The sequence below is a fragment of the Streptomyces sp. NPDC059166 genome (genome assembly GCF_042755185.1).
Classification (GTDB): Bacteria; Actinomycetota; Actinomycetes; order Streptomycetales; family Streptomycetaceae; genus Streptomyces.
Genome location: NZ_JBHZCI010000015.1, coordinates 51,307 through 76,721, shown reverse-complemented (window position 1 = coordinate 76,721; position 25,415 = coordinate 51,307). Strand labels below are relative to the sequence as shown.

The window sequence follows — 25,415 nt, the reverse complement described above, 5'->3', positions numbered from 1 at the left end:
TGGGCACGGCGGAACGCCCCTCCGGCGTTCCTCGCGGGCGGTTGCTCGCGGGCGTTCCTCGCCGGCGTTCCTCACGGGCACGGAGGGGCGTCATGACACGCTGTCAGCGCTGGTAGCGGGCGAGCACCCGGTTCCCGTCCTCCACGAGGCGCCTCTTCAGCTCCTCCGTGCCGATGGCTCCGCTGTAGTACTCCTGGAGCGCCGGGGTGGCGACCTTGTCCTTCCACTCGGGGTAGCCGCGCACCGACTGCGCGGGGGCGGGCTTCAGCGCCCGGGCCAGTGCGGTTCCGGTGGCCCAGCCGTTCTCCTCGGTGCGCAGGGCCGGGTCGGCCAGCGCCTCGGTGCCGGTGGGCAGCATCCAGTCACCGCGGGCCAGCCGCACCATGTTCGCCGGGCGGAGCAGGAAGTCGACGAAACGCATCGCCTCTTCCTTGTGAGGGCTGTCCTGGGCGATCGAGAGGGTCTGGGGGCTGACCCCCTGGGCGAGTCCGCCACTCCCGGCCGGGGCGGGCAGCACCGTCCACTCGAAGCCCTCCGGGGCCTGCTCGGCGACCTGTTGCCGGTAGGAGAAGCCGAGCGGGACCATCGCGTACCTGCCGCCGAAGAAACCGGGGAGTGCGTCCGATCCCCCCATGCCGAGCGCCTGCCGTGCCGCGCTCCCGTCGGTGTTGACCTGGTCCCGGACCGTGCCGGGCATCACCTGGTCACCCTCACCGAACCGGACGGTCACCTTGCCGTCGTCGCCTCGGTGGAACAGCTTCCCGCCGGCCGAGAGCCCCAGGTTGAGGGTGACGGAGACCGGCTCCTTGAGGGGCCAGGCCACCCCGTACGTGCCCTTCTTCGTCAGCTTCTCGGTGACCTGCCGGAACTCGGGCCAGCTCCAGGGGTGCTCCGGAGTGGGTATCCGCACGCCCGACGACTCGAGGATCCTCGTGTTGGCGATGAGGACCTTCGGCTCCTGCAGGAAGGGCACGCCGTAGACCCCGTCGCCGAAGGTGGTGGCCTGCCAGGAGTTGCGGGGGATGTCCCGGGTGAGCCGGCCGGGCAGCAGCTTCCGCAGGTCGGCGAGGTAGCCGCCGTAGGCGAAGTCCGCCAGGTCGTCCGAGGCGTCATGGATGATGTCGGGTGCCTCACCGCCCTCGAAGGAGGTGAGCAGCTGGTCGTGGACGTTGTCCCAGCTGCCCTGGACGTAGTCCACCTGGATGTCCGGATGCGCGGCGTTCCACTCGCGCACCAGCTGCTTGTTGGCGTCCACCGACTCCTTCTGCCAGGCCAGCGACTGGAAGCTGAGCCTGATCACACCGTCCTCCGACGCACCGCTGTCGCCGTCCGCCGAGCAGCCGGCCAGCATGAGGGCGAGTGCGGTGGTCACCGCGACGGCGAGCGCGGGAAGTCCTCGACGGCGCATCAGTGCTTCACCGCCCCGGCGGTCAGGCCACCCGTGATGCGCTTCTGGATGAAGGCGAAGAGCACGAGGGACGGGAGCGTGGCGAGGAACGCGGCCGCGGCGAGCGGCCCGAGGTCGGCCGCCCCTTCAGCGCCGAGGAAGTGCGTGAGTACGACCGGCAAGGTCTGCTTCTCCGGGGTCTTGAGCAGGACGAGCGCGAAGAAGAACTCGTTCCACGCGGTGATGAAGGCGAAGAGCGCGGTGGCGACGATTCCGGGGGCCAGCAGCGGCGCGACGACCGAGACCAGGATCCGGCCCTTCCCCGCCCCGTCGACCGCTGCCGCCTCCTCGAGTTCCGGCGGCACGGCACGGACGTACCCGGCCAGCATCCAGAGTGCGAACGGAAGGGACCAGACGACGTACACCAGGATCAGACCCCACAGCGAGTTGATCAGGTGCAGGTGCTTGAGGACCAGGAAGAGCGGGATGATCACCAGGACGAAGGGGAAGGCCTGGCTGACGACGACCCACCCGGTGGCGGCCGTCGCCAGCCGCCCTCGGTGGCGCGCCATCACATAGGCCATGGGCGTGGCGATGACGACGGCGATCAGGGCCGCGCAGAGCGCGGCGGTGAGCGAGTTCGCCGCCGCCCTGAGGAGCGGCTGCTCGTCGAACGCCTGACGGAAGTTGTCCAGGGTCGGGTGCTCGGGGATCCAGGTCGGGTGCAGCGAGCCCAGCTCACGGGCGGGCTTGAAGGCCGTGGAGATCAGCCAGAGGAAGGGGAAGGCCAGAAAGGCCAGGTAGCACAGGAGCGCGGCGTACTGCCCGGCGCGCGCGGTGGTGCCGGTCCGGAGGCTCACGCGTCCTCGCCTCCCCTGAGCCGGCCCACGAGATAGAAGGCGAGCAGCACGGAGATCACGGCGACCATCACACATCCCATCGCGGCGGCGTAGCCGAACTGCCCGTAGCGGAAGGCCTCTTCGTATGCGAAGAGCATGGGCAGCCGGGTGCGGCCGCCCGGGCCGCCACTGGTCAGGACGTAGACCAGGGCGAAGGAGTTGAAATTCCAGATGAAGTTGAGGGCGCTGATCGCGAGGGCGACCGGTCTGATCGCCGGCCAGGTGACCGTGCGGAAGCGGCGCCAGGCGCCGGCTCCGTCGAGGGCGGCGGCCTCGTGCAGTTCGTGCGGGGTGTTCTGCAGCCCGGCGAGCAGCGCCACCGCCGTCTGCGGCATGCCCGCCCAGATCCCCACCACGATGACGGCCGGCAACGCGGTGGCCAGGCCCGTCAGCCAGTCACGGCCGTCGCCGAGACCGAGATCCCGCACGGTCTCGTTGAGGATGCCGGCGTCGGGGTTGTAGACCAGCCGCCACATGATGCCCACGACGACCTCGGGCATGGCCCAGGGAATGATGGCGAGGGCGCGGGCGAGCCAGCGCATCCGCAGGTTCGCGTTGAGCAGCAGGGCCAGACCGAGGGCGAGCACGAACTGGGGGACGGTGACACCGACCGCCCAGAACAGGCCGATCCGGAAGGAGTCCCAGAACAGACCGTCGTGCAGCAGGTCCTGGAAGTTCAGGAGACCGGTCCACCCGGTGGAGCGGGTACGGCCGGACTGCGCGTCGGTGAAGGCCAGCGCGATGCCGTACAGCAGCGGCCCGACGCTGAGGATCAGGATCGGGATGAGCGCCGGCAGCACCAGGAACCAGGCGCCCCCGTCCCGTCCGCGTATCCGGTCCTTCCGGCCCCGGGAGGACCTGCCCCCGGATTCGGGGCCCTGCCGCCCGGACCGCGCCGTCGCGGTCGCTGTTGTCACGAATTCATACCCTTCCATCCATCTGAATGTGCTTCATCCCCGTATGGCTGCCTGGGCGGCCTCCGTCATCGTGCGGACGGGCAGGGTGTTCGTCAAGGTGGCCTGCGAGGATGAGAAAATCGGGCCATGGACGAGATGCGGGCGCGCGAGGTACTGACCGCTGCCGGGCTGCCCGGCGGGGCGGAGCTCCTGGCGCTGGGCGAGAACGCGGTGTTCGGCGGCGACCTGGTGGTCAAGGTCGGCCGCGACGCCACGCACCACCCTGAACTACGAGAGCGCGCCGAGCGCGAGGTGGCGGTGGCGCGGTGGCTCGACGCCTGTGGTGTACCCGCCGTACGGGCCGCCGAACCCGTGGCCCGACTGGTCGAAGGCCACCCGGTGACCGTGTGGCACCGGCTGCCGGAGGCGGTGCGCCCGCCCGAACCGCGCGACCTGGCCCCGCTGCTCAGGCAGGTCCACTCCCTGCCGCTCCCGGATGACTTCACCCTGCCCCGCCGGGAGCTGCTCGGCGGTGTCGAGCGCTGGCTGCTGCTCGCCGGCGACGCCATCGACCCCGCGGACGCCGACTACCTGCGGGGCCGGCGCGACGGCTTCGCCAAGGCCGCGGCGGCACTGGCCCCGCACCTGAAGCCGGGCCCCGTCCACGGCGACGCACTGCCCCGCAACGTCCATGTCGGCCCGGACGGGCCCGTCCTGGTCGACCTGGAGACGTTCTCAGCGGATCTGCGCGAGCACGACCTCGTGGTCCTCGCCCTCTCCCGGGACCGCTACGGCCTGCCCGCCGAGTCCTACGACGCCTTCACCGAGGCGTACGGCTGGGACGTGCGCGACTGGGAGGGGTGCGCCGTGCTGCGCGGCGCCCGGGAGACCGCGAGCTGCGCCTGGGTCTCCCAGCACGCACCGTCGAACCCCAAGGCGCTGGCGGAGTTCCGGCGCCGGGTGACCTCGCTGCGCGAGGACGACCCCGAGGTCCGCTGGTACCCCTTCTGAACCATCCGCCGTCCGCTGCCGAACCGGACGGCGTCCCGCCGGGTCTCCCCTCCGGGCAACCGCATTATTTGGCCACCCCGTCCGGGGCAGGGGCGGGAACGGCGCCCTCGGCGCCCGGCCCGTCCGACACCAGCGTGCGGATACGCGGTATGGGCGAGGCAAGCAGCCAGAACACCGACAGCGCACCCCCCAGGGCGCCGATGAGAAGGGTCGCCCGTAGGCCGAAGGCGGTGGCCAGCAAGCCGCCGACAACGGCTCCGATGGGGCGTACGCCGTAGTTGACAGTCCCGAACGCGCCTGCCACGCGACTGCGCATCCCGTCGGGGATCACGCTGGTCTGCAGTGCGTTGAGGTTGACGTCGAAGAGCATCACACCGACTCCGGACAGGAGTCCGGCGCCGGCCAGTGCTCCGGCCCGAGCCCAGAGCGGACCTCCTGCTCCCGCCACGAGTCCGATGGGCGCGGGGAACAGCACCGCCCCCACGGCGACGCTGCGCCCCAGTCCGATGAGCCGCGAGAGCCTCGGGGCGAGGACGGCGCCCAGCAGGGCTCCGGTGGAGCCGATGCCCATGGCCAGGCCGGTTGCTCCGGGGGAAAGTCCCAGGTTCCGCCCCGCGAACAGGACCAGTAGTCCGCTGCCGGCGACGAAGGTGAAGAAGTTGACCGTCACCACGCAGCCGAGTGCGGCACGGAGTATCTCGTGCCGCAGGACGAAGGCGATCCCCTCCCGGGCACGCCGCAACAGCGAGGAGGGAGCCGATGCCTCCACCACGCGAGTGGGCGGATCGACGAGCGGGACTCTGCCCACCATGAACGCGGACACGACGTAGGAAAGGGCATCGGCGATGACCGCGACGGGCGCGGAAAGCACCTGGACGAGGCCTCCTCCGACCGCCGGGCCCGCCACCTGTGAGGCCGCTCTGCCGACGCTGAGCTTGCTGTTCGCCTCGACGTAGGACGAGCGGGGCACCAGGGAGGCGAAGAAGGCCGGATACGCGGTGTTGAACAGCACCGCCGCGCTGCCGGTCAGCAACGCCACGGCGTAGAGCTGACCGATTGTCACCGCGTTGAGGAGACTGGCCACGGGGAGGCTGAGCAGTATCACGGCACGCGCCAGGTCGGCGAAGATCATCAGACGGCGCTTGTGGATCCTGCGGTCGACCCAGGCTCCCAGAAGGATCGCGAGCAGGTTCGGCGTCCAGATGAGGGCGGTCAGCCACGCCACCTGGTTCGCCGAGGCGCCGAGCGCCGCGACAGCGACCAGCGGCAGAGCCAGTTCGCTGATCCGGTCGCCGAACTGCGAGATCGTATGGCCGGCCCAGAAGCGCCGGAATCCCCGGTCGTGCAGAAGGGATGCGGCACGCGGTGCCTGAGAAGCGCTCATCGTTCCTGGGCTTCGTCCAGCTCGCCGTCTTCCGTGCCCTGCCCCTCGCCCTCCTCCGGCAGGACGTAACGCAGCAGGCGGACACCGCGGCTTCCGGCGGGGCGCTGGGCGGGGTCGCGTGTCACGTACGGAGCGAGCACCTGCTCGATACCGTCCTCGATCAGGGCCAGTTCCTCCGCCGAGACGACCACGCGTGTGTTGGCCAGGCCGGAAGCCCTCTGCCACACCGGGTCGAGGCGCGGTTCGGTCTCCGCCGCCCATCTGCTGGGCAGATCGCCGTAGCGCACGAACATCTCCATGGACAGCGCCCGCGCGGCGGACCTGCCTTCCGCGTCCTCCGGCGCCACGAAGCGGTAGCCGCGCGACACCGCCTCCCAGCGCCGTTCCCGGCGATCCGGTCCGGCTTCGGAATCCCGGACCAGCCCGAAGCCTGCCAGGTGGCGGAGGTGCCAGCTGGTGACGGAAGGAGTCGCTCCCACGTGGGGCGCGAGTCGGGTGGCGGTGGCGGGCCCGTACCTCTGGAGGCGGTCGAGGATCGCCAGCCTGACCGGGTGCGCCAGCGCCCGCATCGCCTGTGGATCGGTGATCTCGATGTCGCCCAGCCGATTCTCGGAATCCATGACGTGAGAGTGTGCTCTCACATATTGTGAGAGTCAACTCTTATAACCGACTTGAGTCTCCGCCGAACCCCGCGGCTCCCACCGAACGCCGACGACGTGCGCGCCGAGCCGTCAGGGCTCGAACAAGTCCGCCTCATCGGCCTCCGACCGGTCGGAGGCGCCCAACGACGAGGCGAATAGCGCCGGGCCGCATGCTGCGACTGCTGCGAGGGCCACCTCGCCAAGTCCCGGTCTGCCGGATCCCCGGGGCGCCCGGCCGAGGCGGCAGGAGGCCGGTTGCTCACGTCCTGGTGCGGCTCCCACCATGCCGCGCTGCCCGAGCAGGTCGGCGAAGCCGTCGGGCGGACGGGGCCCCGTAAGCTACCGGCATCAGCCTCGACCGTTCGGAACGGAGCCCTCGTGGCCATACCCCGCTCGACCGCGGCGAAGTGCGGCATTTCGGCCCTGGCCGTGGCCGCGGGCGTGCTGCTCGCCGGCTGCTCGGCGTCCGTTCACGTCGGGAGGACCGAGCCGAAGCTCTCGGCGGAGAAGCTGGCCACCACGGTCTCCGAGAAGCTCGCCCGGACGACGGGACAACCCGAGCCCGACATCAGCTGCCCCGAGGACCTCACCGGGAAGGTCGGCACCACGACCCGGTGCGAACTCACGGCGAAGGACGGCAGCACCCTCGGCGTGACGGTCACCGTCACCTCGGTCGAGGAGGAGCGGATCAACTTCGACATCAAGGCCGACGAGACGGCGACGCCTGCTCCCAACTGACTTTCCTGGCGCGCCCGGTCAGCCCGTTCCGCCCGCGGGCTCCCGCTTCCGGGGGATGAGCGGCCAGGCGGGCTCCACGACCGCCTCCGGATCGGCCGTGCGCCGCAGGTACGCCTGGAGGGACCGTGACTGCTCGGCCGCCGCGCGGATCTGGAGTCCGTGCAGATCCACCAGCTCCATCGCACCGACCAGCGTGTGCACCGCCCCCATGCGCCGTACCACCCGGGCCGCGGCCACGGCGTCCGCGCGTGCGTCGTGCGCGTCGTCCAGTGTCACCCCGTAGTGGGCGCAGAGGGCGTGGAGCGCTCGCTTCCCCTTCCGGTACCTGTCGACGTGCTTGTCGATCACCAGCGGGTCGATCACGGGTGCGGGCGCTTCACCCAGCCGCTCGCTGACCGACTCCACGCCGTACCGCCGGCACTCGCGGTCGAGGAGCGAGAGGTCGTAGCGCGCGTTCATCACCACCAGGGGAGTCCCGGCTCGCAGGCCCTCGGCGACGACCCCGGCGATCTCGCCGACCGCCGACGCGGCCGGGGCGCCGTGTTCCCGGGCCCGCCGGGTGGAGATGCCGTGGATCGCAGAGGCCTGTTCGGGTATGGCCACACCGGGATCCAGCAGCCAGGTGCGCTCCCTGGAGACGGAACCGTCCGCCTCCAGCCGGACGACGGCCGCCGTCACGATCCGGTCGGTCTCCACGTCCGTGCCCGTGGTCTCCAGGTCGAACGCCGTCAGCGGCCCGCTCATCCAGCTCATCCCGCATCTCCTCCTGTGGTGCTTCCCCCAAGTCCCGACCACCTTCGCACGCACCACTGACAGCCGGGGAGAAGGTGTCAGGAGACGGGCCGTGAGTCCGTCCAGACCGACTCGAACTCCTCGCGGTACGTCTCGAAGAGGCCGTGCTCACTGTCCTGCCCGGCCCTGACCACCGCACGCCCCCCTCCTCGCAGCACCAGCACCGGCGCCTCCATGCCGCGCGCACGCCGCAGGTAGGGCTGGACGACACCGACCGCGTCGGACCCGTCGCCGTCCACCAGGTAGGCGGTGAACCGCGGGGTCTCGTCGAAGACGTGGATCTGGAAGGCCCCCGGGTCGCGCAGCTTGGAGCGGACCCGGCGCATGTGGAGGATGTTCATCTCCACCGAGCGGCTCAGTTCACCCTTCTTGAGCCCCAGTTCGCGCTCCCGGCGCTTGACCGCGCTGCTCGCCGGGTTGATGAACAGGAGCCGTACCCGGCAGCCCGACTCCGCGAGGCGGACCAGCCTGCGTCCGGAGAAGTTCTGGGTCAGGAGGTTGAGCCCTATGCCGATGGCGTCCAGCCGGCGCGCCCCGCCGAACAGGTCCTCGGCGGGGAGCTGGCGCTGGAGCCGCACACGGTCGGGGTGGACGGAGACCACGTCGGCGTAGCGGTCGCCGACGAGTTCCTCCACCGCGTCCACGGGCAGCCGGTCGGCGGACGGCACCGCGGCTCCGCCGCCGAGGATCTCCATCAGCCGCGCGGAGGCGCGTTCGGCCTGGGCGAGGACGGCCTCGTTCAGGGCGCGGTTGCGGGAGACGACGTTACGGGCGACCTCCAGCTCGTCCAGCGCCAGCTCCACCTCGCGCCGGTCGTCGAAGTACGGTTCGAAGCAGGGCCAGTGCTGGACCATCAGCTCGCGCAGCTGCGGCAGCGTCAGGAAGCTGAGGACGTTGTCGTCGGCCGGGTCGAGCAGGTAGCCCTTGCGGCGGGACACCTCCCGGACGGCCACCGCACGCTGCACCCACTCCTGGCCGGCGGGACCCGCGGCGGCCACCACCCAGTCCTCCCCGTGCACCGGTTCGTAGATCGGCCGGATCACGGCGGAGACGACGGCGCGCAGCCGCTGCTCCACCAGGTTCAGCCAGATGTACGCCCGCCCGGCGCGCTGGGCCCGTGTGCGCACCTCGTCCCACGCGTCCGCTCCCCAGTCCAGCTCAGCACCGATCTCCATGGGCTGCGCGAGGGAGACCGCGCCTGGTGGAGCATCGGTGGACTCCCCCTCGTGACCTGTGTCACCTGGGGGCAGCTCGAACCCTCCCGAGCTCACCCGCGTACCGCCTTCCACTCCCCCACCAACGATCAAGGAAGGGTACTCCGGCAGCGGGAGCCGGTGCAGCAGGATGCACAGGCTCCTCACCCAACTCCCCTGCGTGACATGACCGTTCCTTGCGGTGAGATCGGGTGGAGTGAGATGGTTCATAGCGATTGCGCACCCCCTGGCATGCCGCACACGGGACGGAGGAGCTGCCCGGCGGTCCGGACCCCCTGTCCGGGCGACACCGAGGTGTCCCAGGTTGACCGGCTCGGCGGGATCGCACGACGGGACCCGGCCGCACCGGTCGACGTACTAGGTAGTGGACCGTCTTTCGGGGAGTATCGGGTCGAAAAGGCCCAGCACCCGGATCAGAAGTGGAAGAGTCCTATCTATGCAGGTCTGGCCGGGACACGCGTATCCCCTCGGCGCCACCTACGACGGCGCCGGAACCAACTTCGCGGTCTTCTCGGAGGCCGCCGACCGAATCGAGTTGTGCCTCCTGCACGACGACGGTTCAGAAACGGCGGTGGAGCTCCGCGAGACCGACGCCTTCGTCCGTCACGCCTATCTGCCCGGGGTGATGCCGGGGCAGCGCTACGGCTTCCGGGTGCACGGACCGTACGAACCCCGGAACGGGCAGCGCTGCAATTCGGCGAAGCTCCTCCTCGACCCGTACGCACGTGCGATCTCGGGGCAGATCGAGTGGGGTGAGGCCGTCTACGGCTATCCCTTCGGCAAACCGGACGAGCGCAACGACCTCGACTCGGCTCCCCACATGATGAGCTCCGTCGTCGTCAATCCGTACTTCGACTGGGGCGACGACCGCCGCCCGCGTACGGACTACCACCGTACGGTGATCTACGAGGCCCATGTGAAGGGCCTGACGATGCTCCACCCGGGCCTGCCCGAGGAACTGCGCGGCACCTACGCGGGGCTCGCGCACCCGGAGATCATCGCCCATCTGACGGAGCTGGGTGTCACGGCGATCGAGCTCATGCCGGTGCACCAGTTCGTCCAGGACCACCGTCTCGCCGACGCCGGCCTCGCCAACTACTGGGGCTACAACACCATCGGCTTCTTCGCCCCGCACAACGCGTACGCCTCCTGGGGCGACCGCGGTGAGCAGGTGCTGGAGTTCAAGCAGGCGGTGAAGGCACTGCACCAGGCGGGCATCGAGGTGATCCTCGACGTGGTGTACAACCACACCGCCGAGGGCAACCACCTGGGTCCGACGCTCTCCTTCCGGGGGCTGGACAACGCCTCTTACTACCGGCTGTCCGATGATCCGAAGTACTACATGGACACGACCGGCACGGGGAACTCCCTGCTGATGCGGTCCCCGCACGTGCTGCAGCTGATCATGGACTCGCTGCGGTACTGGGTGACCGAGATGCATGTGGACGGCTTCCGCTTCGATCTGGCGGCGACCCTGGCCCGGCAGTTCCACGAGGTCGACCGGCTGTCGTCCTTCTTCGACCTGGTGCAGCAGGATCCGGTGGTCAGCCAGGTGAAGCTGATCGCGGAGCCCTGGGACGTGGGCGAGGGCGGCTACCAGGTGGGGAACTTCCCGCCGCTGTGGACCGAGTGGAACGGCAAGTACCGGGACACCGTGCGCGATCTGTGGCGGGGTGAGCCGCGGACACTCGCCGAGTTCGCCGGGCGCCTGACGGGGTCGTCCGACCTCTACCAGGACGACGGGCGGCGCCCGCTGGCCTCGATCAACTTCACCACCTGTCACGACGGTTTCACCCTGCACGACCTGGTCTCGTACAACGAGAAGCGCAACGACGCCAACGGCGAGGGCAACCGGGACGGCGAGAGCCACAACCGCTCGTGGAACTGCGGGGCGGAGGGCGAGACCGACGACAAGGAGATCCTGGAGCTGCGCAGCCGTCAGATGCGCAACTTCATCGCCACGCTGATGCTCTCCCAGGGCGTGCCCATGCTGAGCCACGGCGACGAGTTCGCCCGTACCCAGCGGGGCAACAACAACGGCTACTGCCAGGACAACGAGCTGTCCTGGGTGCACTGGCCGGATCCGGCCGCCGCCACGCACGCCGAGGAGGGCGAGGAGGGCGCCGGCACGGACACGAGCCTGCTGGAGTTCACCCGGGCGATGGTCTGGCTCCGGCGGGACCATCCGGTCTTCCGGCGCCGGCGCTTCTTCCACGGGCGCCCGGTGGAGGGCACGCACGACGAGCTGTCGGACATCGCCTGGTTCACCCCCCGGGGCGAGGAGATGACCCAGCGGGACTGGCAGGCCGCGCACGCCAAGGCGATGACGGTCTTCCTCAACGGTCACGCCATCTCGGAGCCCGGCCCGCGCGGCGAGCGGATCGCCGACGACTCCTTCCTGCTGATGTTCAACGCAGCCGCCGAGAATCTGGAATTCACCGTTCCCATGAATCACGGCAAGCAGTGGCAGGTGGTCGTGGACACGGCGATCCCGGACGGTGTTCCTCCCGGCGCGGGGCCCAAGGTGTCCGCGGGCGAGCGGGTGACGCTGATCGGACGCAGTCTGACGGTGCTCAAGCGTCCGGCGTAGGCCGATGGGGTGACGGGTACCGGCCGGGCAGGCGTCGGCCGGTACCCGGTGGTGCGGTAGGTGGGAGAGAGCCGCCCGGCTGGGTACGTACGAGTCCATGACGCCCACCGCCACGTACCGGCTGCAGCTGCAGCCGGACTTCCCGTTCGCCGCCGCCGCGGACGCCGTGCCGTATCTCGCCGAGATCGGCGTCTCCCATCTGCACCTGTCCCCCGTACTGGAGGCCGTCCCCGGGTCCGGGCACGGCTACGACGTCGTCGACCACCACACGGTGCGCGCCGAGTTCGGGGGCGAGGAGGGCCTGCGGTCGCTGGCCCGTACGGCGCACGCCCACGGTCTCGGACTGGTCCTGGACATCGTCCCGAACCACATGGCCGCCGCCCCCCGCTGGAACCACCCGTTGTGGGAGGTCCTGCGCGAGGGCCCCGCATCCCCTTACGCCCGCTGGTTCGACATCGACTGGGAGGCGGGAGGCGGGAAGGTGCTGCTGCCCGTCCTCGCCGGTCGCGCCGGCGAGGAGAGCGCCGCCTTCGAGGCGGGCACCCGTGACGACGGCACGCCGGTGCTCCGCCACGGGGACCTGGAGTTCCCCCTGCGGGACGGCACCGCGGACCTGCCGATGCCGGAACTCCTCGCCGCCCAGCACTACCGGCTCGCGTGGTGGCGGCTGGCCAGGACGGAGCTGAACTACCGCCGCTTCTTCACCATCTCCGATCTGATCGCCGTCCGGGTGGAGCACCCCGAGGTGTTCGCCGGCACGCACGGCAAGATCCTCGAGCTGGTGCGTGACGGGGTGGTCGACGGGCTGCGCATCGACCACCCGGACGGGCTGGCGGACCCGGGCGCGTACCTCGCCCGGCTGGGCGAGGCCACGGAAGGGAGGTGGACGGTGGTGGAGAAGATCCTCACCGGTCCCGAGGTGCTGCCCGCCGACTGGGCGGTCGCGGGGACCACCGGCTACGACGCGCTGCACCGGATCGACGGTCTGTTCACCGACCCGGTGGGCGCGGCCGATCTGCTCGACCGGTACCGCGACTTCGCGGGCCCCCCGGGGGACCGGGGCGGCTACTGGACCGCGACGGTGCGCCGCGCGGCCTACCGGGTCGTCACCCACGAGCTGGCCGCCGAGACGGAGTGGCTGACGCGGCTGGCGACCGAGGTGTGCGCGGGGGACCCCGCCCTGCACGACCATGCCCCGTGGGCGTTGCACACGGCGGTACGCGAGCTGCTGGTACGGGTGCCGGTCTACCGGCCGTACGTCACGGCGGGCGGTCCGCTCTCGGAGATCGCCGAGTCGGCACTGCCCTCGGAGGCCGTCCGGGACGCGAAGGCGGTGTTCTCGGTGCCCCAGGAGGCCGAGGCCGTCGACGTGGTGCGGGACCTCGCCCTGGGGCGCCTGGGCGACGGGCCGGAGCACTCGGCGTTCTGCGCCCGGTTCGCCCAGACCGCGTCCGCCCTGCACGCCAAGTCGGTGGAGGACACGGCCTTCTACCGGTACGTCCCACTGATCTCGGCGACGGAGGTGGGCGGCGACCCGGGGCGGCCGGCGGTGAGCCCCGAGGAGTTCCACGCCTTCTGCGCCCGCCTCGCCCGGGACTGGCCGGCCACCGGCACGGTGCTGACGACCCACGACACCAAACGCAGCGGGGACGTGCGGGCGCGGATCGCGCTCCTGTCCGAGTGCCCCGAACGCTGGTCGTCGCTGGTGGCCCAGCTGACCGGGGTGGTGTCCGTGCCGGCTCCGGACCCGCAGCTCGCCTGGCAGGCCTGGCAGTCGGCGTACGGCTGCGCGGGCCTGCCGGCCGGCGAGCTGGCGGAGCGGCTGGAGCCCGCGCTGCTGAAGTCGGTTCGTGAGGCGGGGCTGTTCACCAGCTGGACCGAACCCGACCCGGTGTACGAGAGGGCGGTGACCGGCTTCGTGGCGGCAGGTCCGGGCAGCGACACGGGTGAGGCGCGGGCGATGCTGACCGGCTTCGCCAAGACGCTCGCCCCCTTCGTCCGGGCCAATGTGCTGGGCGCCGCGCTCGTACACCTCACGATGCCGGGGGTCCCCGATCTGTACCAGGGCACCGAGCGGGAGTTCATCGCACTGGTCGACCCGGACAACCGGCGTCCCTTCGCCAGGCCGCCGGGGGACGACGACGAGAAGGCGGCGCTGACGGCCGCGGCGCTGCGGCTGCGCCGCGACCGTCCGGAGGTGTTCGGTGAGTCGGGTACCTACGCACCCCTGGCCGCGCGTGGCGCGGCGGCGGCGCACTGTCTGGCGTTCGCCCGGTCGGGCGAGGTGGTCACCGCCGTGACCCGTCTGTCGATGAGGCTCGACGAGGAGGGTGGCTGGCGGGACACCGAACTGGGGCTCCCGGACGACGGTCCCTGGACCGATCTCCTGTCTCCGGGAAGGAAGTTCACCGGATCGGCGGTCGCCGTGGCGGAGCTCTTCGCGGACCGCCCGGTGGCGCTCCTGGTCCGGGCGGGGTCCGCGCCCGGCAGGTGACGGCCGGCTCAGCGCCCCGCAGCGGTGCCGTAGGTGCGGGGCGCGAGCGTGGCCAGCAGCGAGCTGACCACGAGTTCGGTGGAGGCCGCCATGTCCACGGCTTCCGGGGACAGGAGCCACTGCACCTGGAGGCCGTCCATGACGGCGATGACGGCGTTGGCCGCCGTCTCGGCCTCCTTCGCGCGTTCCGGGGGGAGGTCGCAGGCCTCGCGCAGGGCATCGGCGACGAAGGCGCGCAGCCCGGTGTAGCGGTCGCGGAAGTAGTCCTGGGCGGGATGGCGCTCGGTGACGGACTCCGCCGAGAGCACCGCGTACAGCCGGACGATGCCCTCCCGTTCGGCGTTGCGCAGCGCGGTGTCCACCAGGTGGCGCAGGAATTCCAGGCCCTGCGGGCGGTCGGTGCCCAGCTGCTCGATGTCCGTCTGGTCACGGAGCTCCAGGACGCTGGTGAGCAGCAGCGCCTTGGAGCGGAAGTAGTGCAGGACCCCCGCCTGGGTGAGGCCCGCCTGCTCCGCGATCTCGGCGAGCGAGGCGTTGTTGTAGCCGCGGGCGCCGAAGGTGTCCATCGCGATGTGCAGGATGCGCCGCTGCTTCTCCTTGGCCTCCGCACTGCGTGGGGTGCGGGGGCGGGCCTTCTGACCGGGTGTGCGTGCTGAAGGGTTGCTCACCCGCGCAGCCTAAGCGCTGTCCAGCGGCGCCAGGTGGGTCAGGGCTGGTCCGGAGGGACACGCTCCCCCACCCGACAGCAATGTGACCCAGATCACTTACTAACCACTCAGCGAGTGTGCTTTCATATCGGCGTCCTCGAACTCCCCTGCCGATGGCCGCACTTGCCCGTCAGGGGAGGAACGGGGGCACCGGCTCGACGCGAGACCGTCGGACCACAGGTCCCGTGCGCCCCACCCCTTCAGGCAGACCGCCGGTCCGCGCGCCGCCGAACGACGGCTCTCCCGTGACTCCGGCGGACCACCCGCACAGGTACGACCGAAGGAGCCGCACCATGTCAGCACCCAGCCCCGCCCGCCGCGGGCGGACGAGAACCGCAGCCGCCGCCCTCACCCTGGCCCTCGCCGCCCTCGTACCGACAGGCGCGGGCACCGCGCAGGCCGCCGACCCGGCGGCGCAGGTATGGATCACCACCCCGGACGGCAGCAGGAGGCTCGCCGCCGACGGCAGCGTCCCCTTCACCGCAACGCCCCAGCCCGTGGACATACGCATCGACGCCGGCAGCAAGGGCCAGAGGTTCACCGGCGCGGGGGCGTCGGTGACCGGAGCCTCCGCCCACCTGATCCAGGGGCTGACCCAGGCCAGGCGCGACGAGCTCATGAGATCGCTCTTCTCCCCCACCGACGGCATCGGTCTCAACTACCTCCGCCAGCCGCTGGGTGACTCCGACTTCAACGCCGCCAGTGGATTCCACAGTTACGAGGACACCCGCGGCTCCTTCTCCGTCGCCCGCGACCGCAGCGAGATCATCCCGGTCCTCAAGCAGGCCACGGCGGTCAACCCCGCGATCAGGTTCATGGGCTCCCCCTGGTCGCCGCCCGCCTGGATGAAGACGAACAACTCGCTCATCGGCGGCAGCCTGAGGACCGAGAACTACCAGGACTACGCCGACTACCTCGTCAAGGCCATCCGGGCGTACGCGCAGGAGGGCATCGGTCTGACCGATCTCACCGCGCAGAACGAGCCCGAGTTCGCCGCGAGTTACCCCTCGATGACGATGACATCGGGGCAGCAGGCGGAGTTCTTCAAGGTTCTCGACCGCACCCTCACGGCGGCCGGTCTGCCCACCAACCTGCTGGCCTACGACCACAACTGGGACCATCCGAACTACCCGGTCGAGGTCTTCGGCGGGACCCAGGGCATCAGCCGGGTGATCGGCGCGGCCTTCCACTGCTACGGAGGGTCTCCTTCGGCCCAGCAGCAGGTGGTGAACGCGGGCAAGCGTGTCTTCTTCACCGAGTGCTCCGGCACTGAGAGCGCCGATCCCGCCTCGACCTTCGCCGACACACTGCGGTGGCACGCGGAGAACCTGGTCGTGCAGAACATGCGCAACGGCGGGGAGACCGTCGTCAACTGGAACCTGGCCCTCGACCAGAACGGCGGCCCCCACCAGGGCGGTTGCGGAACCCGGTGCAACGGGGTGGTGGAGATCGCCGGCGGTACGGTCAGCCGCAACGCCGAGTACTACGTCCTCGGCCAGCTCACCAAGTTCGTCAAGGCCGGAGCGACCCGTATCGGATCGACCAGCCAGGGCGGTGGCGGGGTGCAGAACGTGGCCTTCCAGAACCCGGACGGCAGCCGCGCGGCCTACGTGGTCAACACCGCCGGCTCCTCCCAGCGGTTCTCCCTGACGGACGACGGCAGATCACTCGCCTACACCCTGCCCGCCGGAGCGGTCGCCACCTTCGTGTGGGACGGCACCGGGACCCAGCAGCCCTCCGGACCCATCGATCCCGCCGCCTGGTACCGGGTGAAGAACGCGGGCAGCGGCGCGTGCCTGGACGCGGCGGACTGGGGCACCGGCGACGGCACCGCGCTCCAGCAGTGGGCGTGCGGCACCGGCGCCAACCAGAACTGGCAGTTCCGCCCCACCGACGGCGGCAACTACCAGGTCGTCAACCGGCACAACGGCAAGGTCTGGGACGTCGACGGCGGAGCCGGCGCGACCGGGAACGGCACCAGGGTGCACCTCTGGTCGTACGTGGGCGGGACGAACCAGCAGTGGAGGCCCGAGGCCGTCGGCGCCGGTGGGCAGTACCGCTTCGTCGCCCGTCACAGCGGCAAGTGCCTCACGGTAAACGACTCCTCCACCGCGAACGGCGCTCGGCTCTCGCAGCAGCCGTGCGGCGGCTCCGCGTCACAGACGTTCACGCTGACCGGCTGAGGACGGGCACGCGGAGCGGTACGCCCTGACGTCGCGTGAGGCGACAGGACCACGGTTCACCCGACCGTGAGGGCCGGTGTCGCAACGCCGGCGCCGGTGGTCCGGGCATGGCCCGGACCACCGGACGTGGGAGCGGCGTACCTGGCCCCGACCGCTTCAGGCCGGGGGGACGGGGAGGGAGGCGGTGAGCCGGAAGGCGACCCGGCCGAAGCTCACCTGGTCGCCGTCGCCGACCACGACCGACCCGACGACCCGCTGCCCGTTGACACACGTCCCGTTCGTCGAGCCGAGGTCACGCAGGATCCACCGGCTCCCGTGTGCGGTCAGTTCGGCGTGCATCCGGGACACCGTCTCGTGGCTGAGCCGCAGGCCGTTGCCCGGGTCACGGCCGATCCTGAGCGGGTGCGGGCCGGGAATCGGCAGCATCAGCTTCGGCAGCCTTTCGGACAGCCAGGCCCTGCGGACGCGCGCCGGGAAGGCGGACACCTCGCCCACCGCGCGGAACAGCCCCCGGGACCACCGGCCGCCGGACTCCAGGTCGGAGGTCAGCGCCTTCAGCTCCTCGGAACGCCGTGCGGCCAGGGCGAGTTCCATGCGGCGCAGAAAGGTGTCGTGCGAGAGCTTCCCCTGCGCGGCGCCGTCCCTGAGCACACCGAGGACACGGTCGCGCTCGGCGTCGGAGAGCCGCGCGGGCTGCGTGTGGTGCTCGAAGGAGGACGTCACGTCACCGATTGTCGGGGGGCGGCGGCCGGGGTGTCCAGACAATGCCGGATTTCCGGCCTCCTGACCTGCGGAGCAGTACGAGAATTGCCGTGCCCGGAGCACGGCTCGTTGTTAGTGTCGCGCGTCGCAGACACACCTGAGGAGCCCGATGACCTTCGCACCGACCGCAACGACCGTACGTCCGCTCTCCGGTCCCGGCGAACTCCCCCTGTTCCGCCGCCTGACCTACGTACTCGACCATGAGCTCGCCGACGACCTCGGCACGGGCCGGCGCCGCCCCGAATGGATGTGGGTGGCACTGCGCGGCGACCGTGTCCTGGGCAGGATCTCCTGGTGGACGGGACAGCCCGGTTCCGGGCCCCAGGCCCTGGACTTCTTCGACCTGGACGACTCGCTTCCGGTGGCGGAACGGGAGGCGGTCGGCAGGGAGTTGCTGGAGACGGCGGACGCGGCCGTGATCCCGGCCGGATCGCCCAGGCCGGAGTACGGACGGTTCGTCCCGCCGGACTGGCGGGAGGACCCTGCGGTTCGCGACGCGGTGGAGACGCGGGTGCGGGTGATGGAGGCGAGCGGCGCCAGGATGCTCGTCGAGCGTCTGCGCCTGGAGTGGCGCGAGGGGACGCCCGTCCCGCCGGACGCCGGACGGCTCGTGTTCCGCCCCGTGTCGGGCCGGGAGGATCTGCTCGCCCTGATGACGCCGGTGATGGAGGGCACGCTGGACGCCCATGGGCAGCAGGACCTGGCCTCGGGTCTGAGCGCCCGTGAGGCGGCGGAGAAGCACTACGACGAGGACTTCGCACCTCTGGCCACCCCCCGGGAGTGGTGGCGGATCGCCGAGCTTCCCGACGGCTCCCCGGTGGGCTTCGTCATCCCCGCCCGGAACAACTACCACCCGATGATCTCGTACATCGGGGTCCTGCCCGGACACCGCGGCCACGGCTACATCGACGACATCCTGGCCGAGGGCACCCGGGTCCTGGCGGCCCAGGGCGTCGACCGGATCCGGGCGGCGACCGATCTCGGCAACACCCCGATGGCCCGGTCCTTCGCGCGGCTCGGCTACGTGAACTTCGAGCGCGCGTTCAACATGGTCTGGGACGGGGCCTGAGCCACTGGGCCGCTCAACCGGGGGGCCGGCCTCCCGGCGCGCGCACCTGCCCGTCCGCGCCGCCCGTGCGCTGGGCCCGGATCAGCTCGCGGTACCAGGCGTAGGAGTCCTTCGGGGTCCGCCGCAGGGTCTCGTAGTCGATGTGGACCAGACCGAACCGCTTGCTGGCGCCCTCGGTCCACTCCACGTTGTCCGTGAGCGACCAGGTGAAGTAGCCGCGTACGTCGACGCCCGCGTCGATGGCTGTGCGGAGCGCCTCCAGGTGGCCCTCCAGGAACGCGATGCGGCGGCCGTCCGCGACGGGCTCGTCGACGGCGCAGCCGTTCTCCGTGATGTAGACCGGCGGCAGCCGGTCGCCGAAGCGGTCACGCAACTGGCCGAGGGTCTCGGCCAGTCCCTGCGGGACGACGGGCCAGCCGAAGTCGGTGGTGTCGTAGCCCTCGATCTCCCGGATGCCGAAGGGGAGCCCCGGGGGCATCGGGTAGCCGGAGAAGGATTCGAGAGCCTCGGGCCTGGGCGCCCCGACGAGAGTCGGGTTGTAGTAGTTGACGCCGTACCAGTCGAGCGGCGCGGAGATGACCTTGAGGTCGTCCTCGACGGGCCCCGGCATCAGTGCGGCGAAGCCTTCGTCGGGGTAACGGCCGGTGAGGACGGGGTCGGCGAAGAGCCAGTTGGTCAGGGTGTCGTAGATCTCCGCGCCGGCCCGGTCCTCCTCGGTGTCCCCGGCCGTCCACACCGGTGAGTGGGAGAGCGCCAGGCCGATGTTGCCGGCGCCGGCGGCGCGCAGCGCCCGTACGGCGAGCCCGTGGGCCAGGAGCTGGTGGTGGGCGGCGGGCAGGGCGTCGAAGAGGAGGGCGCGGCCCGGGGCGTGCTCACCGAGCGCGTAGCCGAGCATCGTGACCTCGGCCGGTTCGTTGATGGTGATCCACATGGGGACCCGGTCGGCGAGGCGTTCGGCGACGATGCCCGCGTACTCGGCGAAGCGGTAGGCGGTGTCCCTGTTGAGCCAGCCGCCCGCCTCGTCCAGCGGGAGCGGGGTGTCCCAGTGGTAGAGCGTGGGGGCCGGGGTGATGCCGTGGGAGCAGATCTCGTCGACGAGCCGGTCGTAGAAGTCGAGTCCCGCCGGGTTGAGGGCGCCGCTGCCGCCGGGCACCACCCGGGGCCAGCTGACGGAGAAGCGGAAGGCGTCGGCACCGAGTCCGGCGAGCAGCGCGACGTCCTCGCGGTAGCGCTCGTGGAAGCCGGTGCCGCGCGTGGTGTCCGTACCGTCCTTGATCCTGCCGGGTTGCGCGGCGAAGGCGTCCCAGCCGGAGGGCCCTTTGCCGTCCGCGTCGAAGGCGCCTTCGGTCTGGAAAGCGGAGGCGGAAGCGCCCCAGAGGAAGCCGGGCGGGAAGGGCGGCACGGTCATCTCGGCCTCCAGCAGCCGTAAGAGGGACCTTGTATGACTGCCCGGGTTCCAGGCGAATGAGCAGAACCCGGCAGGGCAATGATCAGGACCAGACCCTAGTGGCCACATGCGGGCTCCCTCCAGTGTCCTGGGGCCGTGCGTGCGAATTCCGCCGATCATGGGGCCTCCTGCGAGGCATCAGGTTCATGGACGAGGAGTGCTGGATGCAGTTCGAGGTGTGGGCCCCGGAGTCCGGTTCGGTCGTGCTGTGCACGGCGGACGGGCGCCGGGAGATGGAGCGCGACGCGCTGCGCGCGGGCTGGTGGAGGACCGAGGCCGAGGCGGTGGACGGCGACCTCTACGGCTTCTCGCTCGACGACGGCCCGGTGCTCCCCGATCCGCGTTCCCGCCGGCAGCCGGACGGTCCCGACGGCCGGAGCGCGGTCGTCGACCACGACGCGTACGCCTGGCGCAGCCCGTGGGCGGGGCGCGGGCTGCCCGGCGCGGTCCTGTACGAACTGCACATCGGGACCTTCACCCCCGAGGGCACCTTCGACGCGGCGGCCGAGCGGCTCGGCCATCTGGCCGGTCTGGGCATCACCCATGTGGAGCTGATGCCCGTCTGCCCGTTCCCGGGCACGCACGGGTGGGGGTACGAGGGGGTGTCCCTCTGGGCGGTCCACGAGCCCTACGGCGGCCCGGAGGGGCTGAAGCGGTTCGTCGACGCGGCACACGGCCAGGGCCTCGCGGTGCTCCTCGACGTGGTCCACAACCACCTCGGCCCGTCGGGCAACCACCTCCCGGCCTTCGGCCCGTACTTCACCGACACCCACCACACGCCCTGGGGTTCGGCCGTCAACCTCGACGCGCCCGGCTCGGACGAGGTGCGCGACTACCTGCTGGGCAGCGCGCTCGCCTGGCTGCGCGACTACCGGCTGGACGGGCTGCGCCTGGACGCCGTCCACGCGCTGGCGGACGGCAGGGCGCTGACCTTCCTGGAGGAGCTCTCCGCCTCGGTCGACGCCCTCGCCTCCGAGCTGGGGCGGCCACTGGGGCTGGTCGCCGAGTCCGATCTGTGCGATCCGCGCACCACGACCCCGCGGAGCGAGGGCGGCATCGGGCTGCACGCACAGTGGAACGACGACTTCCACCACGCGCTGCACACCGCGCTCACCGGCGAGTGCCAGGGCTACTACGCCGATTTCGCGAAGGCTCCGCTGGGCGGTCTCGCCAAGACCCTGACCAGGGCGTTCTTCCACGACGGTACGTACTCCAGCTTCCGGGGCCGTGCCCACGGGCGCCCCGTCGACCCCGCCCGGAGCCCGGCGCACCGTTTCGTCGGGTACGCGCAGACGCACGACCAGATCGGCAACCGCGCACAGGGCGACCGTCTCGCGGCGGGCCTGTCCCCCGGCCTCCAGGCCTGTACGGCCGCCCTCGTGCTCACCTCCCCCTTCACCCCGATGCTCTTCATGGGCGAGGAGTGGGGCGCGGTCACGCCGTGGCAGTTCTTCACCGCCCACACCGACCCCGGTCTCGCCCGGGCCGTACGCGAGGGCAGGCGCCGGGAGTTCGCGGCGCACGGGTGGGCCGAGGAGGACATCCCCGACCCCCAGGACCCGGCCACCCGGGACCGCTCGTGCCTCGACTGGGAGGAACCCGGGCGCGCGCCGCACAGCCGTCTGCTGGCCTGGTACCGCGAGCTGATCGCGCTTCGCCAGGCCCTGCCGGACCTGTCCGATCCTGATCTGGCCTCAGTGAAGGCCGCGTACGACGAGGAGGCGCGCTGGATCGCCTTCCGGAGAGGCGACCTGCGGGTGGCGGTCAACCTGTCCGGTGAGCCGGCCGCCGTCCCGCTGGGGACCGGACGGCACCGCGGCGGCGGGGGCCGCGTACTGGCCGCCTGGGAGCCGGTCGAGGCCCCGGGAGCGGACGGTGTGCTCCATCTCCCCGGTGAGTCGTGCGTGGTCCTGGCCGACCGGTGAGCACCGATGACGCTCGCCCGTCCCGTGACTGCCGTCCACCCTGCCCGTTGACGCCGACGACCGGCGGTCGTACCGTGCGGCGGACAGATATGTGACTGACGTTCATGAACAAGGACATGGGGTGGAGTCGTGGGGCAGCGCAAGGTCGTGGTGTCGGGTGGCGGTACGGGGATCGGGCGGGCGGTGGCCGAGGTCTTCGCGGCGGACGGCGACCACGTCGTCCTCATCGGCCGGCGCGAGGAGCCCCTGGAGAAGGCCGCCGGAGAGCTCGACGCCGCGCACGGTGCGGGGACGGCCTCCTGGGTCGCCGCCGATCTGAGCGATCCCGGCCAGGTCCGCGGAGCCGTGGAGTTCTGCACCGCGGGCGGCACGCAGGTGGACGTGGTCGTCGCCAACGCCGGCGGCAACGTCGCACCGTCCCACGACGGCACCCTCGAAGGCGTCGCGGACAGCTTCCGCCGCAACTTCGAGGCCAATGTGCTCACCGCCGTACTGCTCACCGAGGGCCTGCTGCCGCACATCACCCGGCCCGGCGGCCGCATCATCCAGATGTCGTCCATCGCCGCCCTGCGCGGCCCCGGTTCGTACGGCGGCTCCAAGGCCACCGTCAACACCTACACCGTCGACCTGGCGCAGAAGCTCGGCCCGCAGGGCATCACCGTGAACGCGGTCGCTCCGGGCTTCGTCGCCGAGACCGAGTTCTTCGGCGACCGGGCCACACCCGATTTCGTGGCCGCCCGGACCAAGCAGTCGCTGACCGGCCAGGCGGGCCTGCCCTCGGACATCGCCGCCGCGGTGCGCTATGTGGCGTCACCCGAAGCGGCGTACATGACGGCGCAGATCGTGCATGTGAACGGGGGTGCGGCGCTCGGGCGCTGACGGCCGCCATCGGGTGCCGACCGCCCGGCAGGCGGCCGGCCCCACTCCGCTCCGCGTCCGGCGCGAGCAACCGGCAGGACGGCAACACCGGCCTCTCACAGTTGACTTCACGACGCGCTCCTTCAGTCCCCTTGCCTTCGCGTGCACTTCAACACGTATGGTCCAGACCAAGGATCAGCACACAGGGGGACCCATGAAGCAGCGATTCCTCGGCCGGTCGGGTCTGCGCGTCAGCGAGCTCTGCCTCGGCACGATGACCTTCGGCCAGGACACCGACGAGGCCGACGCCCACCGCGTCCTGGACACGTTCACCGAGGCGGGCGGGACGTTCGTCGACACGGCCGACGTCTACCAGCGTGGGGTCTCGGAGGAGATCATCGGCCGCTGGCTCAAAGGACGCCGTCGTGACGAACTGGTCATCGCCACCAAGGTGTTCGGGACGATGGGCGAGGCTCCGAACGCGGGCGGCCTGAGCCGCAAGCACATCGTGCGGGCCGTCGAGGACAGCCTGCGGCGCCTCGGCACGGACCACATCGACCTCTACCAGACACATGTGTGGGACGCGACGACCCCGCTGGAGGAGACCCTCGCCACGCTCGACACCCTGGTGAAAGCGGGCAAGGTGCGCTACCTGGGCGCGAGCAACCTCTCCGCGTCCCAGCTCCAGCGCGCCCAGGACCTGGCCCGCCGGCAGGGCTGGGAGCCCTATGTCAGCCTTCAGCCGCTCTACAACCTGCTGGCCCGCGAGGTGGAGTGGGAGCTGACCCCGGTGAGCCTCGCGGAGGGCGTCGGCGTCATCCCGTGGAGCCCGCTCCAGGGAGGCTGGCTGACGGGCAAATACCGGCGTGGGATGACCGCGCCGGAGCCCGGCACGCGCGAGGCCCGCTACCAGCAGGAGCTGGGCCGCGAGGCATGGCGGGAGCGGGACAACGAGGAGACCTGGCGGGTCGTCGACGCCGTGGTGGCGGTCGCCGGCGAGGCGGGCCGGACGCCCGCGCAGGTCGCCCTGCGCTGGCTGCTCGGCCGCCCCGGCGTCACGGCACCGATCGTCGGGGCCCGTACTCCGGAGCAGCTGGCGGACAGCCTGGGCGCCGTCGGCTGGGAGCTGACGGCGGAGCAGACCGCCCGGCTGGACACGGCGAGCGAGCGCCCGCTCCCGTACCCGTACGACGTGCTGCACCGGTTCCGCGACCGGGAGCCGCAGGGCTGAGGCGGCGGACGCCCCCGCTACTCGACGACGGCCAGTTCGCGGGCGGTGTTGTTCAGCCTCCTGCCGCCGGTCTCCGTGACCGTGACGATGTCCTCGATGCGGACGCCGAAGCGGCCGGGCAGATAGATGCCCGGCTCCACGGAGAAGCACATGCCGGGGACGAGGGGCTGCTCCTCGCCCTCGATCATGTAGGGCGGCTCGTGGGTGGTGACGCCGATCCCGTGGCCCGTGCGGTGGATGAAACACTCGCCGTAGCCGAATTCGGTGATGACCGCGCGCGCCGCCTGGTCCACGTCCTGGCAGGCGGCGCCCGGGCGGACGGCCGCGCACCCCGCCTCCTGCGCCTCCCGTACGACGTCGTGGACCCGCTGCTCCTCGGCGGTGGGTTCGCCGACGTGGACCGTACGGGAGGTGTCGGAACCGTAGCCGTGCATGAGGCCGCCGAAGTCCAGGACGACCATGTCGCCCCGCTCGATGGTCCGGTCGCCCGCCTCGTGGTGGGGGTTGGCTCCGTTCGGGCCCGACCCGACCACGGTGAAGTCGACCTGCGAGTGGCCGTGCGCGGTGAGGAGGGCGGCGAGGTCCGCTGCCACCTCGCTCTCCCTGCGGCCGGAGAAGCGGACCTTCAGGATCTCCTCGTACGTCGCGTCGGCCGCGGCACCGGCGGCGGCCAGCCTCTCCAGCTCGGCCGCGTCCTTGACGGCGCGCAGCATCGGCAGGGCGTCGGTGAGCGAGGCGTAGGAGGTGTCGGGGAGCAGCTTGTGGAGCGCCAGCAGATGGAGGGCCCAGGCGTTGTCGCTGATCCCGAACCGGCCCCTGGAGTCGAGCAGTCCGGCCGTCAGGGCGTAGGGGTCCGCCGCGTCGGTCCACTCCCGCAGGGCGAGTGCGGGCGCGCCGGTCGCCCGCTCCGCGTCCGCGGCCTCCAGGGCGGGGACGACGAGGACGGGGTCGTGGCCGGCCCGCAGGACGAGCACGGTGAGCCGTTCGGTCTCCGCGGTCGGGCGGTAACCGGTCAGGTGGACCATGTCGGGTCCCGGCGCGACGAGCACACCGGCCAGGCCCGCGGCGTCGGCAGACTCCGCGGCGCGGGCCATCCGGGCCCGGTAGTCGTCGGCGGTGAAGGGGGCGGGCTGATGGGGCATGGGACCTCCTGGCAGGGGCGACGGCACTGTGCATCCTGCCCGCCG

Annotated in this window: 20 protein-coding genes; 9 read left to right on the top strand and 11 right to left on the bottom strand. The window is 71.4% G+C overall.

Features of this window, described 5'->3' with window-relative positions:
* Positions 1-103: 103 nt before the first annotated feature.
* The 3 genes from ACFXOA_RS13825 to ACFXOA_RS13815 are packed head-to-tail and all read right to left on the bottom strand — an operon-like array spanning position 104 to position 3,221.
* Entirely contained in the window at positions 104-1,408 is a 1,305-nt protein-coding gene (locus ACFXOA_RS13825) for an ABC transporter substrate-binding protein (RefSeq protein WP_385026521.1), read from the bottom strand.
* The gene (locus tag ACFXOA_RS13820) at positions 1,408-2,247 is read right to left on the bottom strand and encodes a carbohydrate ABC transporter permease (protein WP_385026518.1); all 840 of its coding nucleotides are present in this window, start codon (positions 2,245-2,247) and stop codon (positions 1,408-1,410) included. Before ACFXOA_RS13820 ends, ACFXOA_RS13825 begins: the two co-directional genes overlap by 1 nt.
* A complete protein-coding gene (locus ACFXOA_RS13815) occupies positions 2,244-3,221 on the bottom strand; it encodes a carbohydrate ABC transporter permease (RefSeq protein ID WP_385026515.1) in 978 nt (325 codons plus the stop codon). The genes ACFXOA_RS13820 and ACFXOA_RS13815 overlap by 4 nt, the downstream gene beginning before the upstream one ends.
* Before the next feature lie 108 nt (positions 3,222-3,329).
* Between ACFXOA_RS13815 and ACFXOA_RS13810 the strand changes: the two genes are divergently transcribed.
* Complete coding sequence (locus ACFXOA_RS13810; RefSeq protein ID WP_385026512.1) at positions 3,330-4,193, top strand: phosphotransferase enzyme family protein; 864 nt, start codon at positions 3,330-3,332, stop codon at positions 4,191-4,193.
* Positions 4,194-4,257: 64 nt separating this feature from the next.
* Here the strand turns inward: ACFXOA_RS13810 and ACFXOA_RS13805 are convergent, their stop codons facing one another.
* Complete coding sequence (locus ACFXOA_RS13805) at positions 4,258-5,577, bottom strand: MFS transporter (protein ID WP_385026509.1); 1,320 nt, start codon at positions 5,575-5,577, stop codon at positions 4,258-4,260.
* The gene (locus tag ACFXOA_RS13800) at positions 5,574-6,197 is read right to left on the bottom strand and encodes an ArsR/SmtB family transcription factor (protein WP_385026506.1); all 624 of its coding nucleotides are present in this window, start codon (positions 6,195-6,197) and stop codon (positions 5,574-5,576) included. Before ACFXOA_RS13800 ends, ACFXOA_RS13805 begins: the two co-directional genes overlap by 4 nt.
* 399 nt (positions 6,198-6,596) lie before the next feature.
* Between ACFXOA_RS13800 and ACFXOA_RS13795 the strand changes: the two genes are divergently transcribed.
* Positions 6,597-6,956 carry a DUF4333 domain-containing protein gene (locus ACFXOA_RS13795; RefSeq protein WP_385026503.1) on the top strand — a complete coding sequence of 120 codons (360 nt, stop codon included), beginning with the start codon at positions 6,597-6,599 and terminating at the stop codon, positions 6,954-6,956.
* A gap of 18 nt (positions 6,957-6,974) precedes the next feature.
* Here the strand turns inward: ACFXOA_RS13795 and ACFXOA_RS13790 are convergent, their stop codons facing one another.
* Both ACFXOA_RS13790 and ACFXOA_RS13785 read right to left on the bottom strand, forming a co-directional pair.
* A complete protein-coding gene (locus ACFXOA_RS13790; RefSeq protein WP_385026500.1) occupies positions 6,975-7,709 on the bottom strand; it encodes a 3'-5' exonuclease in 735 nt (244 codons plus the stop codon).
* Positions 7,710-7,786: 77 nt separating this feature from the next.
* On the bottom strand, positions 7,787-9,019 hold the full coding sequence (locus tag ACFXOA_RS13785; protein WP_385026497.1) for an SAV2148 family HEPN domain-containing protein: 1,233 nt from the start codon (positions 9,017-9,019) through the stop codon (positions 7,787-7,789).
* A 379-nt stretch (positions 9,020-9,398) separates the two neighbouring features.
* Here ACFXOA_RS13785 and glgX point away from each other — a divergent pair, with 379 nt between their 5' ends.
* Positions 9,399-11,552 (top strand): glycogen debranching protein GlgX, encoded by a 2,154-nt coding sequence (glgX, locus tag ACFXOA_RS13780; RefSeq protein WP_385026494.1) that lies wholly within the window; start codon positions 9,399-9,401, stop codon positions 11,550-11,552.
* Between the two features lie 97 nt (positions 11,553-11,649).
* Positions 11,650-14,046, top strand: coding sequence for a malto-oligosyltrehalose synthase (gene treY, locus ACFXOA_RS13775; protein WP_385026491.1), 2,397 nt, complete (start codon positions 11,650-11,652; stop codon positions 14,044-14,046).
* A gap of 8 nt (positions 14,047-14,054) precedes the next feature.
* Here treY and ACFXOA_RS13770 read toward each other — a convergent pair whose 3' ends face one another.
* Positions 14,055-14,624 (bottom strand): TetR/AcrR family transcriptional regulator, encoded by a 570-nt coding sequence (locus ACFXOA_RS13770; protein WP_385026729.1) that lies wholly within the window; start codon positions 14,622-14,624, stop codon positions 14,055-14,057.
* 422 nt (positions 14,625-15,046) lie between these two features.
* Between ACFXOA_RS13770 and ACFXOA_RS13765 the strand changes: the two genes are divergently transcribed.
* On the top strand, positions 15,047-16,936 hold the full coding sequence (locus ACFXOA_RS13765; RefSeq protein ID WP_385026488.1) for an RICIN domain-containing protein: 1,890 nt from the start codon (positions 15,047-15,049) through the stop codon (positions 16,934-16,936).
* A 156-nt stretch (positions 16,937-17,092) separates the two neighbouring features.
* Here ACFXOA_RS13765 and ACFXOA_RS13760 read toward each other — a convergent pair whose 3' ends face one another.
* The gene (locus tag ACFXOA_RS13760; RefSeq protein ID WP_385026485.1) at positions 17,093-17,659 is read right to left on the bottom strand and encodes an FHA domain-containing protein; all 567 of its coding nucleotides are present in this window, start codon (positions 17,657-17,659) and stop codon (positions 17,093-17,095) included.
* Between the two features lie 148 nt (positions 17,660-17,807).
* Here ACFXOA_RS13760 and ACFXOA_RS13755 point away from each other — a divergent pair, with 148 nt between their 5' ends.
* Entirely contained in the window at positions 17,808-18,767 is a 960-nt protein-coding gene (locus ACFXOA_RS13755; RefSeq protein WP_385026481.1) for a GNAT family N-acetyltransferase, read from the top strand.
* Between the two features lie 13 nt (positions 18,768-18,780).
* Here ACFXOA_RS13755 and ACFXOA_RS13750 read toward each other — a convergent pair whose 3' ends face one another.
* A complete protein-coding gene (locus ACFXOA_RS13750) occupies positions 18,781-20,175 on the bottom strand; it encodes a GH1 family beta-glucosidase (RefSeq protein ID WP_385026478.1) in 1,395 nt (464 codons plus the stop codon).
* A 203-nt stretch (positions 20,176-20,378) separates the two neighbouring features.
* On the opposite strand from ACFXOA_RS13750, the gene treZ reads away from it, so the two are divergent.
* The 3 genes from treZ (at position 20,379) to ACFXOA_RS13735 (ending at position 24,228) form a co-directional block, all read left to right on the top strand.
* On the top strand, positions 20,379-22,139 hold the full coding sequence (gene treZ / locus ACFXOA_RS13745; protein WP_385026475.1) for a malto-oligosyltrehalose trehalohydrolase: 1,761 nt from the start codon (positions 20,379-20,381) through the stop codon (positions 22,137-22,139).
* Positions 22,140-22,268: 129 nt separating this feature from the next.
* Positions 22,269-23,018, top strand: a complete 750-nt coding sequence (locus ACFXOA_RS13740; RefSeq protein WP_385026472.1) for an SDR family NAD(P)-dependent oxidoreductase — start codon at positions 22,269-22,271, stop codon at positions 23,016-23,018.
* A 193-nt stretch (positions 23,019-23,211) separates the two neighbouring features.
* Positions 23,212-24,228, top strand: coding sequence for an aldo/keto reductase (locus ACFXOA_RS13735; RefSeq protein WP_385026469.1), 1,017 nt, complete (start codon positions 23,212-23,214; stop codon positions 24,226-24,228).
* A 17-nt stretch (positions 24,229-24,245) separates the two neighbouring features.
* Here ACFXOA_RS13735 and ACFXOA_RS13730 read toward each other — a convergent pair whose 3' ends face one another.
* Positions 24,246-25,370 carry a M24 family metallopeptidase gene (locus ACFXOA_RS13730; RefSeq protein WP_385026466.1) on the bottom strand — a complete coding sequence of 375 codons (1,125 nt, stop codon included), beginning with the start codon at positions 25,368-25,370 and terminating at the stop codon, positions 24,246-24,248.
* Between the last annotated feature and the right edge of the window lie 45 nt (positions 25,371-25,415).

Bases quoted from the DNA above. Each gene is read 5' to 3' on its own strand.
- ACFXOA_RS13825 (WP_385026521.1), bottom strand. From the start codon at position 1,408: ATGCGCCGTCGAGGACTTCCCGCGCTCGCCGTCGCGGTGACCACCGCA.
- ACFXOA_RS13815 (WP_385026515.1), bottom strand. From the start codon at position 3,221: ATGGAAGGGTATGAATTCGTGACAACAGCGACCGCGACGGCGCGGTCC.
- ACFXOA_RS13810 (WP_385026512.1), top strand. From the start codon at position 3,330: ATGGACGAGATGCGGGCGCGCGAGGTACTGACCGCTGCCGGGCTGCCC.
- ACFXOA_RS13805 (WP_385026509.1), bottom strand. From the start codon at position 5,577: ATGAGCGCTTCTCAGGCACCGCGTGCCGCATCCCTTCTGCACGACCGG.
- ACFXOA_RS13800 (WP_385026506.1), bottom strand. From the start codon at position 6,197: ATGGATTCCGAGAATCGGCTGGGCGACATCGAGATCACCGATCCACAG.
- ACFXOA_RS13790 (WP_385026500.1), bottom strand. From the start codon at position 7,709: ATGAGCTGGATGAGCGGGCCGCTGACGGCGTTCGACCTGGAGACCACG.
- glgX (WP_385026494.1), top strand. From the start codon at position 9,399: ATGCAGGTCTGGCCGGGACACGCGTATCCCCTCGGCGCCACCTACGAC.
- treY (WP_385026491.1), top strand. From the start codon at position 11,650: ATGACGCCCACCGCCACGTACCGGCTGCAGCTGCAGCCGGACTTCCCG.
- ACFXOA_RS13765 (WP_385026488.1), top strand. From the start codon at position 15,047: ATGTCAGCACCCAGCCCCGCCCGCCGCGGGCGGACGAGAACCGCAGCC.
- ACFXOA_RS13755 (WP_385026481.1), top strand. From the start codon at position 17,808: ATGACCTTCGCACCGACCGCAACGACCGTACGTCCGCTCTCCGGTCCC.
- ACFXOA_RS13750 (WP_385026478.1), bottom strand. From the start codon at position 20,175: ATGACCGTGCCGCCCTTCCCGCCCGGCTTCCTCTGGGGCGCTTCCGCC.
- treZ (WP_385026475.1), top strand. From the start codon at position 20,379: ATGCAGTTCGAGGTGTGGGCCCCGGAGTCCGGTTCGGTCGTGCTGTGC.
- ACFXOA_RS13735 (WP_385026469.1), top strand. From the start codon at position 23,212: ATGAAGCAGCGATTCCTCGGCCGGTCGGGTCTGCGCGTCAGCGAGCTC.
- ACFXOA_RS13730 (WP_385026466.1), bottom strand. From the start codon at position 25,370: ATGCCCCATCAGCCCGCCCCCTTCACCGCCGACGACTACCGGGCCCGG.